The 16,428-nt window shown below is 38.9% G+C and carries 15 protein-coding genes; all 15 read left to right on the top strand.

Annotated features, from left to right (window positions below; translation table 11 throughout):
- Nucleotides 1–12 precede the first annotated feature (12 nt).
- The 15 genes from QWZ04_RS03815 (at nt 13) to QWZ04_RS03745 (ending at nt 16,428) form a co-directional block, all read left to right on the top strand.
- Complete coding sequence (locus tag QWZ04_RS03815) at nt 13–1,131, top strand: LuxE/PaaK family acyltransferase (RefSeq protein ID WP_290325114.1); 1,119 nt, start codon at nt 13–15, stop codon at nt 1,129–1,131.
- Nucleotides 1,115–2,326: an acyl-CoA reductase gene (locus tag QWZ04_RS03810; protein ID WP_290325112.1), complete on the top strand. Its 1,212-nt coding sequence runs from the start codon at nt 1,115–1,117 to the stop codon at nt 2,324–2,326. Before QWZ04_RS03815 ends, QWZ04_RS03810 begins: the two co-directional genes overlap by 17 nt.
- Before the next feature lie 53 nt (nt 2,327–2,379).
- Nucleotides 2,380–3,363 (top strand): hypothetical protein, encoded by a 984-nt coding sequence (locus QWZ04_RS03805; protein WP_290325111.1) that lies wholly within the window; start codon nt 2,380–2,382, stop codon nt 3,361–3,363.
- Between the two features lie 97 nt (nt 3,364–3,460).
- Nucleotides 3,461–4,438 (top strand): polysaccharide deacetylase family protein, encoded by a 978-nt coding sequence (locus tag QWZ04_RS03800; RefSeq protein ID WP_290325108.1) that lies wholly within the window; start codon nt 3,461–3,463, stop codon nt 4,436–4,438.
- A gap of 484 nt (nt 4,439–4,922) precedes the next feature.
- Nucleotides 4,923–6,068: a LegC family aminotransferase gene (locus QWZ04_RS03795; RefSeq protein WP_290325520.1), complete on the top strand. Its 1,146-nt coding sequence runs from the start codon at nt 4,923–4,925 to the stop codon at nt 6,066–6,068.
- A 64-nt stretch (nt 6,069–6,132) separates the two neighbouring features.
- Nucleotides 6,133–7,299 carry a UDP-N-acetylglucosamine 2-epimerase gene (gene neuC, locus QWZ04_RS03790; RefSeq protein WP_290325106.1) on the top strand — a complete coding sequence of 389 codons (1,167 nt, stop codon included), beginning with the start codon at nt 6,133–6,135 and terminating at the stop codon, nt 7,297–7,299.
- A gap of 38 nt (nt 7,300–7,337) precedes the next feature.
- Nucleotides 7,338–8,411, top strand: a complete 1,074-nt coding sequence (neuB, locus tag QWZ04_RS03785; protein WP_290325103.1) for an N-acetylneuraminate synthase — start codon at nt 7,338–7,340, stop codon at nt 8,409–8,411.
- Nucleotides 8,404–9,057 (top strand): acetyltransferase, encoded by a 654-nt coding sequence (locus tag QWZ04_RS03780; protein ID WP_290325518.1) that lies wholly within the window; start codon nt 8,404–8,406, stop codon nt 9,055–9,057. Before neuB ends, QWZ04_RS03780 begins: the two co-directional genes overlap by 8 nt.
- A gap of 16 nt (nt 9,058–9,073) precedes the next feature.
- Nucleotides 9,074–10,135, top strand: coding sequence for a nucleotidyltransferase family protein (locus tag QWZ04_RS03775; RefSeq protein ID WP_290325101.1), 1,062 nt, complete (start codon nt 9,074–9,076; stop codon nt 10,133–10,135).
- Nucleotides 10,135–10,851 (top strand): acylneuraminate cytidylyltransferase family protein, encoded by a 717-nt coding sequence (locus QWZ04_RS03770; RefSeq protein ID WP_290325099.1) that lies wholly within the window; start codon nt 10,135–10,137, stop codon nt 10,849–10,851. The genes QWZ04_RS03775 and QWZ04_RS03770 overlap by 1 nt, the downstream gene beginning before the upstream one ends.
- A 3-nt stretch (nt 10,852–10,854) precedes the next feature.
- Nucleotides 10,855–12,174 carry a glutamate-1-semialdehyde 2,1-aminomutase gene (locus QWZ04_RS03765; RefSeq protein ID WP_290325097.1) on the top strand — a complete coding sequence of 440 codons (1,320 nt, stop codon included), beginning with the start codon at nt 10,855–10,857 and terminating at the stop codon, nt 12,172–12,174.
- Nucleotides 12,174–12,974 carry a nitrilase-related carbon-nitrogen hydrolase gene (locus QWZ04_RS03760; RefSeq protein ID WP_290325095.1) on the top strand — a complete coding sequence of 267 codons (801 nt, stop codon included), beginning with the start codon at nt 12,174–12,176 and terminating at the stop codon, nt 12,972–12,974. Before QWZ04_RS03765 ends, QWZ04_RS03760 begins: the two co-directional genes overlap by 1 nt.
- A gap of 4 nt (nt 12,975–12,978) precedes the next feature.
- The gene (locus tag QWZ04_RS03755; RefSeq protein WP_290325093.1) at nt 12,979–13,749 is read left to right on the top strand and encodes an oxidoreductase; all 771 of its coding nucleotides are present in this window, start codon (nt 12,979–12,981) and stop codon (nt 13,747–13,749) included.
- A gap of 19 nt (nt 13,750–13,768) precedes the next feature.
- Nucleotides 13,769–14,911: a hypothetical protein gene (locus QWZ04_RS03750; RefSeq protein WP_290325091.1), complete on the top strand. Its 1,143-nt coding sequence runs from the start codon at nt 13,769–13,771 to the stop codon at nt 14,909–14,911.
- A gap of 17 nt (nt 14,912–14,928) precedes the next feature.
- Entirely contained in the window at nt 14,929–16,428 is a 1,500-nt protein-coding gene (locus QWZ04_RS03745) for a lipopolysaccharide biosynthesis protein (protein ID WP_290325090.1), read from the top strand.

Below are 16,428 nucleotides of genomic sequence, written 5' to 3'. Positions count from 1 at the left end.
CAGGCTCTTATCATGAATCAAAAACGATTAGACCAAGATATAAAAAATTATCACGAAATGGCACCTTATCAGTTAGGTAAAGTTGCTAAAGAAACAATGTTCCTAGAGAGTATGAAGTTACTCACTTCATATCATAGTGCAAACTGTTCTCAATATCAGAACATGTTAAATACTCTCGGTGTTACTTCCGAGGCATTATCTTCTATTAGTGATGTGCCGTTTTTGCCAGTAAGTCTATTTAAGAGCCTCAGTTTAAAGAGTATTCCAGAGGCTGATGTTTTTAAAACAATGACTTCATCAGGGACGACAGGCCAAGCCGTATCTAAGATTTATCTGGACAAATCTACCGTTGCAAGCCAGCAAAAAGCGTTGACTAAAATTGTCTCTAGTTATACTGGGGGCTCTAGAATGCCGATGCTGATAATTGACTCGCCGTCGGTGTTAAAGAATAGAAAGATGTTCTCTGCTAGAGGTGCAGGGATATTAGGATTTTCAATCTTCGGTTCTAAAAGAGCTTATGCACTTGATGATGAGATGAACTTGAATGTTGACCAAATTATGGAGTTCGTAGAGAAGCATCAAGATAGAACGATCTTCTTGTTTGGTTTTACTTTTATGGTTTGGAAGCATTTCTATCAGAAATTGAAAGAATATAATCAAGTAAACGAGCGTAAAATCGATCTTTCTAATGCGGTACTGATCCATGGGGGAGGCTGGAAAAAGCTTCAAAATGAATCGGTAACGCCTGAAGAATTTGGTAAGGCGTTGAATCGTGTCTGTTCGATTCCGGAAGAACAAATACATGACTATTACGGTATGGTCGAACAAACAGGTAGTATCTATATGCAGTGTTCTCATGGGCATTTGCACGTTAGCCATTATTCTGACGTTATTATCCGACGAGCTGCAGACTTTTCGATTTGCGATATTGGCGAAAGAGGCATAATTCAAGTGCTTTCTGTTTTGCCTCATTCCTATCCTGGACACTCATTACTTACTGAAGATGAAGGTGTTCTTCTTGGTGAAGATAATTGTCCATGCGGAAGAAAAGGGAAATATTTTAAGATATTTGGCAGGCTAAAAAACGCAGAGATCAGAGGATGTAGTGATACTTATGCAACACAATTTTGATTCATTACCGATTCAATGGTTACTTGGTGGTGCCGACATCGTTGGTACCATGCAAGAGGGGACTTCTTCATATCGCCCGTTTGACTGTGAGATATTGGAGTTCTTAAATTCACTATCAAAGACGTTACTAAAAGACAAAAAGGCAAAAGAATACCCAGAAGTCATTACTTTTGCTTTCTGGATTAGAAAAGCCTCTTTGTCTGAAAAGCAGAAATCCTATCAATCTTCTATTGTTAATAGGCTTGGAAGAGGGATTGTTTTTCATATCGCTCCTTCTAATGTTCCTGTGAACTTTGCGTATTCATTGGTATCCGCTCTTTTGGCGGGAAATGCAAATATTGTTAAAGTCCCTTCTATAGCTTTTGAGCAAGTTGATATTATTTTAAATGCTATTCAAGTCGCGTTAGATACTCATGTTAATATGAGAAACTCGATTGTTTGCGTGCGCTATAACCGCGAGAAAAGCATCAATGATGCGTTCACTAACATAGCAAATTCTCGTCTTATCTGGGGCGGTGATGCGACAATTGAAAATATTAGGCATTCGGTATTACCTCCTCGATCAAATGAAATAACGTTCAGTGATCGTTATTCTATCGCTGTTATCAATGCGGATGACTACTTAGAAGATAAAAATAAAGAAAAAATCGCAATAGATTTTTTTAATGATACCTATTTATCTGATCAAAATGCATGTACTTCGCCGGTTATGATTTTCTGGCTTGGTAAACGTAAGGAAGAGGCAAAAGAGGCTTTTTGGGGGCATTTGTACGCAAAAGTTCACCATGAGTATGCGCTTCAAGCGGTTCAGTCTGTGGCCAAGTACACTAAACTTTTGGAGTGGAGCGCACTAAATAGTGAACTTTCGTTAGTCTCATCCAAAGATAATTTGATAACACGCGTTAAAATGGATCAACCATCTGCAACGACAGTGAGCAATCATGGTAATTCGGGTCTATTTTTAGAATATGATGCTGAGTCAATGGATGAACTTTTCGATTTTTGTAACAGTACTCGTTGCCAAACTATTGGCTACTTGGGTGATCTTCAATTATCGCTACATGAATTTATTTTTTGTAAAAAACCAAAAGGTATCGATAGGGTGGTCCCGATTGGAAAGACGATGGATTTTGATCTGGTTTGGGATGGCGTAGACCTTATATTAGGGCTAAGTCGCGTCATTGATATTCGTTAGTTTGGGGTTAGCCTGTGAGCGATAGAAAGAAATACGACATTAGAATTGCGAGTATGTCTGATGTAGAAGCCATAATGAACTATATTGGCGAGCATTGGCGTAGTAATCATATAATGTCACGAGATGTTGAGCTGTTCTTATATGAGTTTAAAGAGCAAGATACCATTAATATGATACTGGCTATCGATGAAGAAACAAATGAAATCGTAGGTATACATGGTTTCATGAAGTCAGCGCTTAACTCGACATTGTTTGATGTATGGGGAAGTTTTTGGCATATTAGAGATGATGTCAGAGCGCCTATGCTTGGAGCGATGCTAATAAGAAATCTGAAAAAGTTTACTCCATATAGGAATAGATTAGAAATCGGTATAAATAAGAAAACGACTGAAAAAATATATAAGTCATTTTTTAAAGACAGTGTTTCTTTAATGGATCACTTTTACCTATTGAATGAAGAATACAAAGATGACTTTAAGATCGCCAAAATTGTTGATTTTGCTCATGGCCAATATTGCGAAAACAGCTTGGATGTGAGTTTTGGAAAAATCTCCAATACCTCGGATGTTGATTTTACATATATTAATAATGATATAGAACAGGTTCCGTATAAAAACTCAGAATACCTTATAAAAAGATACTTTAAGCATCCTCATTATAAATACTGTATTTATAAGCTTGAAGGAAAGCAATCAATGGCTCTATTGATTGGCAGAGAAGTTGAAGTTTCGAATAGAAAGGTGTTTCGAGTTATAGATTATGTCGGTGACAGAACGTTATTGTCTTACTCTGGTTCCTTCCTGGCTAATCTTGTTAGAGACTTTAAATATGAATATATAGACTTATATAGCTTTGGGTTTGAATCTAACATCTTGAAAAGTGCAGGCTTTGTCCAAAGAACAAGTGATGACTTAAATGTAATTCCAAATTATTTTTCGCCATATATACAAGAGAATATCGATATATATGTGTCTTACAAAAATAAGAACGCACTATTTTTTAAAGGCGATGGTGATCAGGACAGGCCAAATACGTGATGTCTATGGCCGACACTGATGTAATACCTATGGTTAAAAGGAAACGTAGGCTAACAGTTTAAGGCCGACCCAAGGTAATTTAATTTGAGGAATCGATATGTCCCAATCATTGACAGTGGTCATGTATCACTATGTACGTCGTATTAAGCAGTCGCGTTATCAGGAAGTGAAAGGTTTGGAGTTGGATCTGTTTGTGGAGCAGCTTGAATTTTTTGCAAGGCATTATAATGTCGTTACTATGGAGCAGGTACTGGCTGCCAAAACTCAAGAACAAGCTTTACCAGAGAAAGCACTGTTATTAACGTTTGATGATGGATACGCCGAGCATTTTACTCATGTATATCCTATTTTGAAAAAAATGAATATGCAGGGGTCTTTTTATGTGCCAGCGAAGACTGTGCTTGAGCATAAAGTTTTAGATGTTAATAAAGTGCATTTTATTTTGGCATCGGTCGGTAATATGAATGACTTAGTCCAGTCATTGAAAACTGAAGTCGAAATCTATCAGAACGAACACGATTTAAAACAATTTGATGAGTACTTTAATGAGTTGGCCGTGGCAGACCGATTTGATTGTAAAGAAGTTATTTTCATTAAACGTATGCTTCAGCATGCACTACCTGAAAAATTACGCAATATTATTGCAGATAAACTATTTATCAAGCATGTGGGTATGAATGAAGAAGCATTTTGCCGAGAGCTCTATATGGATAAGTATCAATTAGAGCAATTAGTGCGTGATGGAATGCATGTTGGTTGTCATGGCTATGATCACTACTGGTGGAATAAATTAGATAGCCTTTCATTGCAACAAGAAATAGAGCAATCGAAAACGTTTTTGGAGTCTATTGGTTGTGATATGACTAAGTGGACAGCTTGTTATCCGTATGGTTCTTTTAGTGATCCTGTCGTCACTGAGTTGCTGAGGCAAGGTTGTAATGCTGCCTTTACAACGGAAGTAAGAGTCGCCGATTTTTCTGCTGATCATCCGTTGCTCTTACCTAGATTGGATACCAATGACTTGCCTAAGGATAGAGAAGCAAAGGTAAATCATTGGTACACAGGGTTAGCGTAAAAAAAACGCATTCGATTTTGTAGGTCTAATTGAAGTGCTCAAATCGGTTTCTACAGGTTTTATGGGTGAAAGAGTCTTAAATTATGATTGTGTATCACTACGATAGGGGGGATTCTTCTTGTATTCTTCTAGTACTAAGATCACACTATATAATGAAGCTAAAGCGAAGTTTTGGTTTGAGTTTTGCGATAGCGGCGATAGCGGCGATGTGTCGTTCAAAAATTGCCCATTTATGCCTTGAGGGTGCGTTTAACCTCCGGGCGGTAGCGTGCATCGATTTGAGTTTAACTACGTGTTATCGATGATTGAGCACCGCAAAATGTTTTTTGATACAGAGTTTGTTAGAATATAATTATCTTACAAATCAAAGCTAAAGAGCACGCTGGTGCTCTTTTTGTGATCTGAGAATTCGATATTGTTGACTCATCAACACATGAGACTTTCCTAAGTACATCCCTATAATTATACAAATGAGGCCTCAATGATGAGCCAAACACCTCTTGTCGAGTTTGTACGCGATGTGTACCAAACTAACGATTTTATTCCACTGCACGCCCCTACCTTTAATGGTAATGAGCAGAAGTACGTATTGGAAACAATAGAAAGTACTTTTGTATCCAGCGTAGGTAAGTTTGTTGATCAGTTTGAGAGCCAAATTGAGGCCTATACCGGAACTGCAAAAGCGGTGGCTACGGTAAACGGTACGGCAGCATTGCATGCTGCGCTGTATATGGCGGGTGTAAAACAAGGGGATTTTGTCATTACGCAAGCGCTAACTTTTGTTGCTACATGTAATGCACTTCACCATATGGGAGCTCAGCCAATTTTTGTTGATGTGTCACCGGAAAGCTTGGGGTTGTGCCCGAGAGCGATGGATAACTATCTTTCAGAGCATGCACAGCTCACCGCCTCCGGCTGCATCCATAAACAAACTCAGAGACCAATACGTGCAGTAGTACCAATGCACACATTTGGCCACCCAGTAGAATTAGATGAGCTGTTGTTAGTTTGTCAAAAGTGGGGAGTGACTCTGGTCGAAGATGCTGCTGAGAGCTTAGGGTCGTTTTATAAAGGGAAGCATACTGGAACGCTAGGTGATTTTGGTGCTGTGAGTTTTAACGGTAATAAAATCATTACCACAGGTGGTGGCGGTATGGTGCTTTGTAAAACAGCAGAGCAGGGAGCGCATACAAAGCATGTTACGACAACAGCAAAGGTTCCTCATCCTTATGAGTTCTTTCATGATGAGGCAGGTTTTAATTATCGCATGCCTAACCTTAATGCTGCATTAGGTTGTGCACAGATGGAAGTGTTAGCACAATACCTAATATGTAAGCGAGAACTGGCAAATAAGTATCAGAATTTCTTTGTCGGAAGTTACTATAAATTTGTGGTTGAACCGGTATATGCTAAGTCGAATTACTGGCTTAATGCAGTTATTTGTCCTTCTGCGGACTCGCGTGATGCACTGCTCAAGCAGACTAATGATGCAGGGGTCATGACTCGTCCAATTTGGCAGCTAATGCATCGTTTACCTATGTTTAAAGATGCGCCACGTGGTGATTTAACGCACTCTGAGCATATTGAAGGGCATTTGGTTAACTTGCCGAGTAGTCCGGTATCGCTTTAGGTTGCTCTAATTGAGCTCTGGACGTCGTTAATTTTGATGAGCACTTTGGTAGCGAGTATAAGTCATGAATAAAAAAATCGCGGTATTTACAGGTACAAGGGCTGAGTATGGTCTGCTCTTTTGGTTGTTAAAAGACATTCAGAGTGATTGCGAACTTGATCTTCAACTGTTGGTTTCTGGGATGCATTTATCCCCTGAGTTTGGCGAAACATACCAACAAATAGAGAGTGATGGTTTTAAGATTGATGAAAAAATCGAGATATTACTCTCATCTGATTCTGCTGTGGGCACAGCAAAGAGTATGGGCCTAGGGGTGTTGGGTTTTGCTGATGCATTAGCGCGCTTACAGCCAAATGTGTTAGTGATTCTAGGTGACCGATTTGAAGCTTTAGCTGCGGCACAGACAGCGATGATTCTGCGTATTCCTATTTTACATTTGCATGGTGGGGAGATCACCGAAGGGGCTTATGATGATGCAATTCGTCATGCAATTACTAAATTAAGTTACTTGCACGGCACTTCTACTGAGGAATACCGTCAACGAGTGATCCAGTTAGGTGAAGCCCCCGATCGAGTACGTAATGTTGGGGCTATTGGGCTTGACCACTTGAAACGTGCCGAGTTCATGGAGGTCGAAGCGTTAGCGGAGTCGCTTAATTTCCCACTATCTCAACCTTTCTTTTTAGTTACCTATCACCCAGTAACGCTTGGAGAAGAATTGCCAGAAGCCAGCTTTCAAGCGTTGTTAGATGCGTTAGACGAATTCCCAGATCATCAAGTAATTTTGACTTATCCCAATGCAGATGACGGTGGCCGGAGTATTATACCTATTTTGGAACGGTATGCGCGTGAAAGGCCATTGCGTATATTGGCAATTCCATCTTTAGGACAAGTTCGATATTTAAGTGCGGTGAAGCATGCGACTGCGGTGATTGGTAATTCTTCAAGCGGTATTATCGAGGTTCCTGCATTTGATGTCCCTACTGTTAATATTGGGGTCAGACAAAAAGGGCGTTTAGCTGCAAAAAGTGTGTTGCATTGCGCTCCTAATCAACAAGCTATTTCGGCGGCTATTGGTGCTGCTGTGAGCCGTAATTATAAGCAGACTGATGAGGTTGTTTATAATCCATATGGGCAAGGGGATGTTAGCAAGCAAGTGATTGATATGCTTAAGTCGCTACAATTTGAGCCGAGCAAAGCTTTTTACGATCTGAGTAGTACAAAGAAATAGAACAATAACTTACGTTAACGAGAACAAGCGAGAACCCTATGACGTTAATAATTGCAGAAGCTGGTGTTAATCATAATGGTGATGAAAAACTGGCTTTTGAACTGGTTAATGCTGCGCATCAAGCGGGCGCTGATATCGTTAAATTTCAGACGTTTAAAGCAAAAAATCTAGTCACGGAAGATGCAAAACAAGCTGAATATCAAGTAACTAACACCCAAAAGCAGGAGTCACAACTGGCGATGTTAAGTCGCTTGGAGTTATCTTATCAAGTGCATCATCAGCTGGTTGAGCATTGCCAGAAGCTAGGCATTGAATTTCTTTCAACCGCATTTGACTCTGAAAGTCTCGATTTCTTAGTGAATGATTTAGGCTTAACTCGATTAAAGATCCCATCAGGTGAAATTACCAATGCGCCTTTGGTGTTGGAGCATGCTCGCACTGGATGTGATTTAATTGTATCAACAGGTATGGCGACGTTATCGGAAGTTGAAGCGGTACTTGGTGTAATTGCCTTCGGTTATACTGCCGATGACGCAGCTTTGCCGAGTGTAGGTGCTTTTCAGCAAGCTTATGCTTCAACTGCTGGCCAACAAATGCTTAAGAAAAAAGTCACCGTACTTCACTGCACAACAGAATACCCCGCGCCAATGGCCGAAATTAACCTAAAAGCGATGGATACATTGGGTAGAGCTTTTGAGTTGCCTGCTGGATATTCAGATCATAGTGAAGGGATCACTATCCCGATAGCGGCTGTGGCTCGTGGTGCGGTGTTGATTGAAAAACACTTTACCTTAGATAAGAACATGGAAGGCCCTGATCATAAAGCTTCGCTTGAACCAAGTGAGCTTGCGGCCATGGTCAACGGGATTCGTCAGGTTGAGGTTGCGTTAGGAGCTGGTGTAAAAACCCCAACGGTCTCTGAAGTGAAGAATAAAGCTGTAGCGAGGAAGAGTTTAGTCGCAGCGAAATCAATTAAAGCGGGAGAGTGCTTTAGTCGTCAGAATCTGACGATCAAACGTCCGGGTACCGGAATGTCGCCTTATCGCTTCTGGGATTTAATAGATAAACCTGCAGGCCAAAGCTATCAAGCGGGAGACATAATTGTTGAATGATAAGCCGGTGTACCCCATCGTAATGATTGGTGGGGGAGGTCATGCTTCCGTTTTAATAGACATACTTCTGCAGCAAGGAAAAGAAATTCTTGCTGTTGTGAGCCCTGAAGATATAAGCCAAAGGGCAGTTTTCTCAGGCATCACACATCTGAAAAATGATGATGACGTTCTCGATTTTCCAAAAGACCAAGTGCGCTTAGTAAATGGGGTAGGCATGATGCCTAGGTCAGGCCTGAAGCGAAAAGTTAATGAATACTTCCTCTCTTTGGGCTATCAGTTTGAAACGGTCATATCGAATAGTGCGCTAGTTTCGCCCTTTTCAAATGTAGAGGTTGGAGCACAAATACTGTCAATGTCGATCGTGCAAGCAGGGTCCACGATTGGTAGCCACTGTATTGTGAATACAGGTGCGCTGATAGAACATGATTGTAATGTAGGTGCGTATACTCATATTGCACCCAAGGCGACTCTTTGTGGTCAGGTAGTAACGGAAGAAAATGCTTATATAGGTGCTGGTGCGGTAGTTATTCAAGGGCTATCAATTGGTCAAGGTGCTGTCGTAGGATCTGGTGTCAACCTTTCAAAGTCTTTAGCCGCTAATACTACGGCATATCCCGCTAGAGCCCTAATCAGAAAGAACTTATAAAAAATAAAGGTAGATCATGAGTCATTGTTGGCAGAAAACGTTAATTACTGAAACAAGCACAATCAAGCATGCATTAGAGATTATTAATAATGAAGCATTGCGTGTGGCTGTAGTCATCGATAGTCATCAGAAATTACGAGGGATGGTGACTGACGGTGACATCCGACGTGGCCTTCTTAATGACTTAATGCTAACAGATTCTGTTGCCGAGGTGATGAACACAAATCCAATAACTGCTTTACAAGGCACTTCAAAAGAAAAACTTGTGGAGCTAATGGAGCGTAAGCAAATACTTTCCGTGCCGCTGCTTGACCAAGACAATCAAGTTGTTGGGTTGGAGACTCTACATAGTGCATTAAGCAAAGAAAGATATCAGAATCCAGTGTTTATTATGGCTGGTGGTTTTGGTACTCGCTTGCGTCCTCTTACTGATAACTGCCCTAAACCTATGCTAAAAGTTGGCGACAAGCCGATATTAGAAACGGTGATTAAAAGTTTCATTAAAGCAGGCTTTAGTAACTTTTATATTTCAACTCACTATATGCCTGAACAAATCCATCAACACTTTGGTGATGGTAGTGATTTGGGTATTAGTATTTCGTACGTACATGAAGATGAGCCTCTTGGTACGGGGGGAGCATTAGGTTTGCTACCAGACGACATACCTCAGGATTTGCCGTTGATTATGATTAATGGTGATGTACTTACAAAGGTAGATTTTGAGCGTTTGTTGGATTTTCATATTGAAAACAAAGCCGATGCAACCATGTGTGTTCGTGAATATGATTACCAAATCCCTTATGGTGTGATTAATGGTGAGGGGAACAAAATAAACAGTATGGTTGAGAAGCCTATTCAACGTTTCTTCGTAAATGCGGGGATCTATATTGTATCACCACGAGTGATCCAATCGGTTCCTGAAAACTACCATATTGATATGCCCACACTACTAGAACGACATATGAATGAGAGGGACAACATTTTTATGTTTCCTATCCATGAGTATTGGCTAGATATTGGTCGTATGGATGATTTTAACCGTGCTCAAACAGATATTCATTCACTTGGGATAGTATAATGATTGATAATAAAAAAGTCCTAGTGGTTATTCCTGCGCGTGGAGGCAGTAAAGGGCTTCCGGGCAAGAATATTAAACCCTTGCTAGGTAAACCATTGGTTGCGTGGCCTATTTCAGCAGCTCTTAATTCAAAGTATGTTGATCAAGTTGTTGTGAGCACCGATGAAGAACGTATCGCTGAAGCTGCGAAAGCCGCTGGAGCGACAGTCCCATTCATGAGGCCTAAGCATCTTGCTGCAGATTCATCGCCTTCTTCTGATGCTATCTTGCATGCTTTAAGCTTTTGTGAAAAAGAATCGAAATATGATTATATCGTGCTGTTGGAAGCGACGTCCCCACTAACGGAAACAGAAGATATCGATAGGGCTCTGTTGTTGTTGCATGAAAGTGAGCATACAGCGATAGTTGGAATTTCTCTAGTTGAAGATAGTCATCCAGAATTTTGTGTTAAGACTTTGCCATCCGGAAAAATTGAAAAGTATTTTGGTGGTGACTTTGAAACCCCAAAACGACGACAAGATATCGATGATGCGTACTGTTTCGATGGTAGCTTGTATATTTCAGATGTTGAAACATATAAAAATAAAAAAAATTTCTACCATGGAAACACAATGGGTTACTTGAGTGACCCTTGGAAAAGGTATGAAGTCGATACACTTATTGATTTTCTTTTTATCGAAACCATTTTGAAAAATATTGAGCTTGTTAGAAGGTAAAAAATGAAAAGTTATACGCAACGTCTATTAAAAGCGATACCTGGTGGAGCACATACTTATTCTCGAGGTTATGATCAATATCCTGAAAATGCTCCTGAAATCTTTTCTAAGGGTGAGGGCGCGTATTGCTTTGATGCCAATGGCCAATCATATTTGGATTATGGTATGGCTTTGCGGGCAGTAAATATTGGCTATGCAGAAGATGCTATTGATATGGCTGCATTCGAGCAAATTAAGAATGGTAACAACCTTACTCGTGCGTCTTTGATCGAATTAGAAGCTGCTGAGTTGCTTGTCGACCTAATTGATTCTGTTGAAATGGTGAAGTTTACTAAGAATGGTTCAACTGCTGTCTCAGCTGCTGTAAAGCTGGCGCGTGCTTATACTGGCCGTAAGCTTGTAGCTCGTTGTGCCGAGCATCCTTTCTTTTCTTATGATGATTGGTTTATTGGCTCTACGGTGATTAAGAAAGGTATTCCTCAAGAGGTCATAGATCAAACCAAAATGTTTTCTTATGATGACATTCACTCGTTAGAAACGTTAATAAAAGAATACCCTGATCAGATCGCGTGTGTTGTTTTAGAACCTAGTACGATGGCTCACCCAGCTCCCTCTAGCGAAGTAGAAGGAGAAACTTTTTTACATGATGTACAACGGCTGTGTAATAAACACGGAATTGTCTTTGTATTAGATGAAATGATTACAGGTTTTCGTTGGGATATTAAAGGCGCGCAACATTATTATAATGTTGAACCAGACTTATGTACTTTCGGCAAAGCGATGGCGAATGGTTTTTCTGTTGCTGCAGTTGGTGGTAAACGGGAAATCATGGAACTCGGCTCTATCGAAAAGCTGGGAACAGAGCGCTTATTTTTGCTTTCTACTACGCATGGGGCGGAGATGTGTGGTTTGGGTGCGTTTGTGAAAACAGTGGAATATTTAAAAGAAAACAATACAGTAGAGCATTTGTGGCAATACGGTGAAAAGCTTATTCAGTTAATGAACCGAAAAGCAAAAGAAGCGGGTGTTGGTGAATACTTTGTTGCTGGTGGTGTTTCTTGTTCTCCTTGGTACATGACTTATGGTCCCGATGGGCAGGCAAGTCTAGAGTTTCGAACGCTTTTTTCTCAAGAAATGATAAAAAATGGCGTATTAATGCCTTGGATAGCTTTGTGCCAACGTCATGGAGAAGCTGAGCTGAAATTAACTGAGGTTGCATTGGAGCATGCTTTCTCTGTTTATAAAAAAGCAATAGATGCCGGCTCTGTTGAGGAGTGGCTGGTAGGAGATGCCATAAAGCCCGTATTTCGGAGTGTTAACTAGTGAAAGTTGCTTTGGTGTCTCTGGACCAAGTGTGGGAAGACAAAACTGCCAATAAGTCTCATTGTGAACGAATCTCTTATGAGATTAAGCAAACCTGTCCGGATGTTGATCTGATCATTTACCCAGAACTAACGTTAACAGGCTTTTCTATTGATAATCCCGCGTTGCCAGAGCTGGTCGACGGAGCATCTGAAGCCGAGGTGTTTTTCTCTGGCTTAAGTAAGCGAACTAATACCGAACACTTATTTGGCTTCCTTGCAAAAGGGAAGGACGGAGGTGTTACAAACAGGCTTCAAGCTATAGGCTCCGAAGGTCACTTACTTGGGCACTATGATAAAATACATACATTTTCCTATGCAGGAGAGAGTGAGTATATAAGAAAAGGCAAGGCCTTAAAGGTATTTGATATCGGGGGAAGCTCTATTGGCGCTACAATTTGTTTTGATCTCCGCTTTCCCGAAATCTACCAAGCGTATCGACATCAATCGACAGCGATTGTAAACATTGCTAACTGGCCTTCAACTAGGACAAATCAATGGTTGGCCTTGTTACAAGCTAGAGCGATAGAGACTCAAGGTTTTGTGATTGGTGTTAATCGCACGGGGGAGGATGGAAAAGGTTTGAAGTATGAACGATCTTCAGCCATTTTTGATCCTCAAGGAGATAGAATCAGTCCTGCACACTCTACAGATGAATGGGAATTATTTGAAATTGACTTGGAAACCGTGAAGGTTATCAGGAAAAATTTCCCATTTATTGATGATAGGCAGCAAGACATTTATAGAAAGTTTGATAGGTAGCAGGGTGGCTGAATTGCTTACAAATAAAAAGATAGTAGTTGTTGGTGCTGGCGGCCTTTTAGGAGCTCAGGTAGTCAAAGGAATCTTGAAATCTGGTGGTGAGGTGATAGCCCTTGATATTAATATCGAAGCTATGAAGGAAAGGTTTGTAAGCGTAGGCATTGCAATTTCAGAAGAAAAAATCCACACAGAAGAACTCAATATTAATGATAGTAAGATGCTATCAGAGTTTTGGGAAAATGTGGAAAACGTTTCCGGAGCAGTTAACTGCACATACCCTAGGAATACCACCTATGGTAAGAAATTTTTTGACGTTACCTTAGATAGTTTCAATGAAAATATAAATCTTCATTTGGGCTCGGCATTTCTTTTTTCTCAACAGTGTGCTAATTACTTTATGAAAAATGATAGCCCATTTGCTCTAGTGAATGTATCGTCAGTTTATGGTGTAATTGCACCAAAATTCGAAATATATGATGGTACATCGATGACTATGCCTGTTGAGTATGCAGTAATAAAGTCAGCCATATTACATTTAAATAAGTATATATGTGCCTATGTGAAAAATAGCAAGTTTAGAATAAATAGCATTAGTCCTGGAGGGCTAATAGATTCACAACCAGAAGAGTTTATACAAGCTTATAAAGAACAAACAAATGGCACTGGAATGTTAAAAGCTGAAGATATGGTGGAAACGGCAATATACTTACTATCTGACTCTTCTAAATATGTTACAGGTCAGAATATAGTGATTGATGATGGTTTTACTATATAATTTTAAGGTCTAGGTATTTGTGAGAAAGTTTAAATTTTGGTATATAAGTATTGTTAGAGTTTCAGAGCGAGAGTATTTGAGCTTTGGATTAAAAAAGCTAGCAGACTTAGGTTTCCCCGTTCATATAGTCGACATTAGCGAAATTGAATGGAATCTATCAGATGTAGTACCTAGTATTGTTACCCCAGATCACGTCGAGTGTTCTATATGCCATACCATAGATGATTATGAAAAATTAATGCATAATGTCGATGAAAATGACATTTTAATTTTCAATGGTAATGCCAAACTTAAGTTACATAAATTAGCAATGAAAAAATCTAATTGCGTAGGCATTCAATTGATGGGGGCTCAGCCAAATTCTGTAGTCGAAAGAAAATCGATTCTAGACAAACTTTCTGGTAAGTCGGTAAAAAATATAGTTGCTCAACTATTTAAAATTTGGACTTACAAGCGACAAAAGTACAGCTATGATTTTGTTCAGTCTGGAGGTATTAAAGCTAAGGATAATTATTTAGGTGTTGGGACCAAAACTGATATTCTTCAAGGTCAGTCTTTCGATGGATTTTCAGCATATCACCAGAAGTCGGAAATTAGTCATGATACCCTTCCATATATACTTTTGATTGACCAGTGCTTACCGTTTCACAGTGATAATGTGAAAGTAGGTTACAACATTGAAAATGAAGCTGATGGATACTTTACTAGACTTGAAAACTTTATGGTTCGAGTTGAAAATAAATTTGGTTTGCGTGTGTTGATTTCTCCTCATCCGAGAATGAAAGATCACCCAGCATACAAAAGGTATATAGGTAAGCGTGCCGTCTATGATAAAAGTACCAACGAATTAGTTCAGAGATGTGCTTGGTGCTTGACTCATTATAGTACCGCTCTTAGTTATGCAGTAATCTATGATAAACCTGTAGTTATGTTAGATGATGAAATCTTAAAGAAGAATGAGAGAGGAGTTTTGAAAAGCTATTCTCATCTTCTGGGATGCGAGACTATTTCTACTACAGAAGAGTTTAATGGAAATTACAACATAACTATGGCAAAAGAAAAGTATAGAACACTATATCAAGATTATATCAACTCTATCGATAATCCAAACCAAGACAATATAGATGTATTACTCGATTATATAAAAAATAGAAAACTATGAGAATTAGGTAGGTTATTTTGAAGAGTCATAGTATTTCTAGTCGATTTGCCATTACATTTATTGCCAATATAATTAAAGCTATCACGTCTTTTAGTGTTGGGATAATTTTGGCGAAAAGTATGGGGAGTGAACTTTTTGGTATATATAGTTTTCTTCTAGCTAGTTTTATTGCATCAATATCTCTGTTTGATTTAGGTGCATCAAGTGCTTTCTATACTTTTATTTCTAAAGGTAAAAGGTCGAACAGATTTTTTAAATATTATCTCTCGCTTATTTGTTCTCAGTATGTGTTTTTTTTGTTGCTATTGTTTGTTTTTGTACCAGACTCTATAATTAATAGGTTTCTTTTTACAAATGAAAAAATAATAATTCTTGCTTCATTTACTGCCGTGTTTTTTCAATATCACTTATGGAATGCATTTACTCAAGTTGCAGAGTCATTAAGAGAGACATTTTACGTACAGAAAATAAATGTTTTTATTTCTGTAGTTATGATGGTCACAGTGTATGCATTAGCTAGCATTGGAAAAGTTAGTCCGATGTTCGTTTTTGCTGCTACTATAATTATTTATGTTATAGCGTTCATATTTTTAGCGATTTTCCTTAAAAGAAATAAGGATTTATTTTTAGATAGGGAACTGCCATACAATGTTAATCAATTCAAAAATGAATTCTTAACATATTGTAAACCTCTTATTATTTTTTCAATATTTAACTTTTTATATCAGTTCTTGGATGCTTGGTTCTTGCAAGAATTCAACGGTGTTGAACAGCAAGCTTTTTTCTCTGTAGCTAGTAAAATTGCAGCGATAAGTATATTGTTTTCGGCCTCTCTTTCTAAGGTTATTTGGAAGGAAATTGCAGAAGCAGAAGAAAAGAATGACAAGGCTAAAGTTAAAAAATTGTTTGCCAATGCAACTAAAATGATCTATTTGGCTTCATTATGTATTGCAGCATATTTGATGCCCTGGTCAGATGTGATTATTACCAAGTTGCTTGGGGCTGATTATTATGAGGCAATAATTCCATTTTCAATTATGTTGTTTTTTCCTATTCATCAGAGCTTAGGGCAACTAGTTGGTGTAATGTTCTACGCAATGTCAGAAACAAAAACTTATATGAAACTGGGTATTTCCGGAATGATTGTTAGCATCATTGTTTCTTATGGCTTAATATCAAGCGGTTTTTTCCCATCAGGCTCAATAGCATTATCCTTAAAAATGGTTTTGGTTCAGATTGTTATGGTTAATATCGGTTTATGGCTCATAAGTAGAATTCAAGAGACAGAGTATAGTTTCTGGTATCAAATATATTCATTGGTAGTGATGGTCGCATTTTCATTCGGTCTTCAAAAGACTGTGGTTGCTATGTTTGACAATTTGTTCTATCAAGGTTTGAGCTTTTCAATTATTTATTCTATTTTTATCTTCGCATTTTGTACTTTTTACATGAAAATAGAAGTTGGTATGAATGTTTTGTCAATAATTAATAATAAAGTACAACGATTTAGAGGTTAA

It is taken from the genome of Vibrio tapetis subsp. quintayensis (assembly GCF_030409945.1).
Lineage (GTDB): Bacteria > Pseudomonadota > Gammaproteobacteria > Enterobacterales > Vibrionaceae > Vibrio > Vibrio quintayensis.
This window is presented reverse-complemented; position numbering and strand designations above follow the sequence as displayed.

What these genes read in the sequence shown, in the direction of transcription:
- QWZ04_RS03775 (WP_290325101.1), top strand. Translation starts at nt 9,074, where the DNA reads ATGAGTCATTGTTGGCAGAAAACGTTAATTACTGAAACAAGCACAATC.
- neuC (WP_290325106.1), top strand. Translation starts at nt 6,133, where the DNA reads ATGAATAAAAAAATCGCGGTATTTACAGGTACAAGGGCTGAGTATGGT.
- QWZ04_RS03770 (WP_290325099.1), top strand. Translation starts at nt 10,135, where the DNA reads ATGATTGATAATAAAAAAGTCCTAGTGGTTATTCCTGCGCGTGGAGGC.
- QWZ04_RS03795 (WP_290325520.1), top strand. Translation starts at nt 4,923, where the DNA reads ATGAGCCAAACACCTCTTGTCGAGTTTGTACGCGATGTGTACCAAACT.
- neuB (WP_290325103.1), top strand. Translation starts at nt 7,338, where the DNA reads ATGACGTTAATAATTGCAGAAGCTGGTGTTAATCATAATGGTGATGAA.
- QWZ04_RS03800 (WP_290325108.1), top strand. Translation starts at nt 3,461, where the DNA reads ATGTCCCAATCATTGACAGTGGTCATGTATCACTATGTACGTCGTATT.
- QWZ04_RS03810 (WP_290325112.1), top strand. Translation starts at nt 1,115, where the DNA reads ATGCAACACAATTTTGATTCATTACCGATTCAATGGTTACTTGGTGGT.
- QWZ04_RS03805 (WP_290325111.1), top strand. Translation starts at nt 2,380, where the DNA reads ATGTCTGATGTAGAAGCCATAATGAACTATATTGGCGAGCATTGGCGT.
- QWZ04_RS03815 (WP_290325114.1), top strand. Translation starts at nt 13, where the DNA reads ATGAATCAAAAACGATTAGACCAAGATATAAAAAATTATCACGAAATG.
- QWZ04_RS03765 (WP_290325097.1), top strand. Translation starts at nt 10,855, where the DNA reads ATGAAAAGTTATACGCAACGTCTATTAAAAGCGATACCTGGTGGAGCA.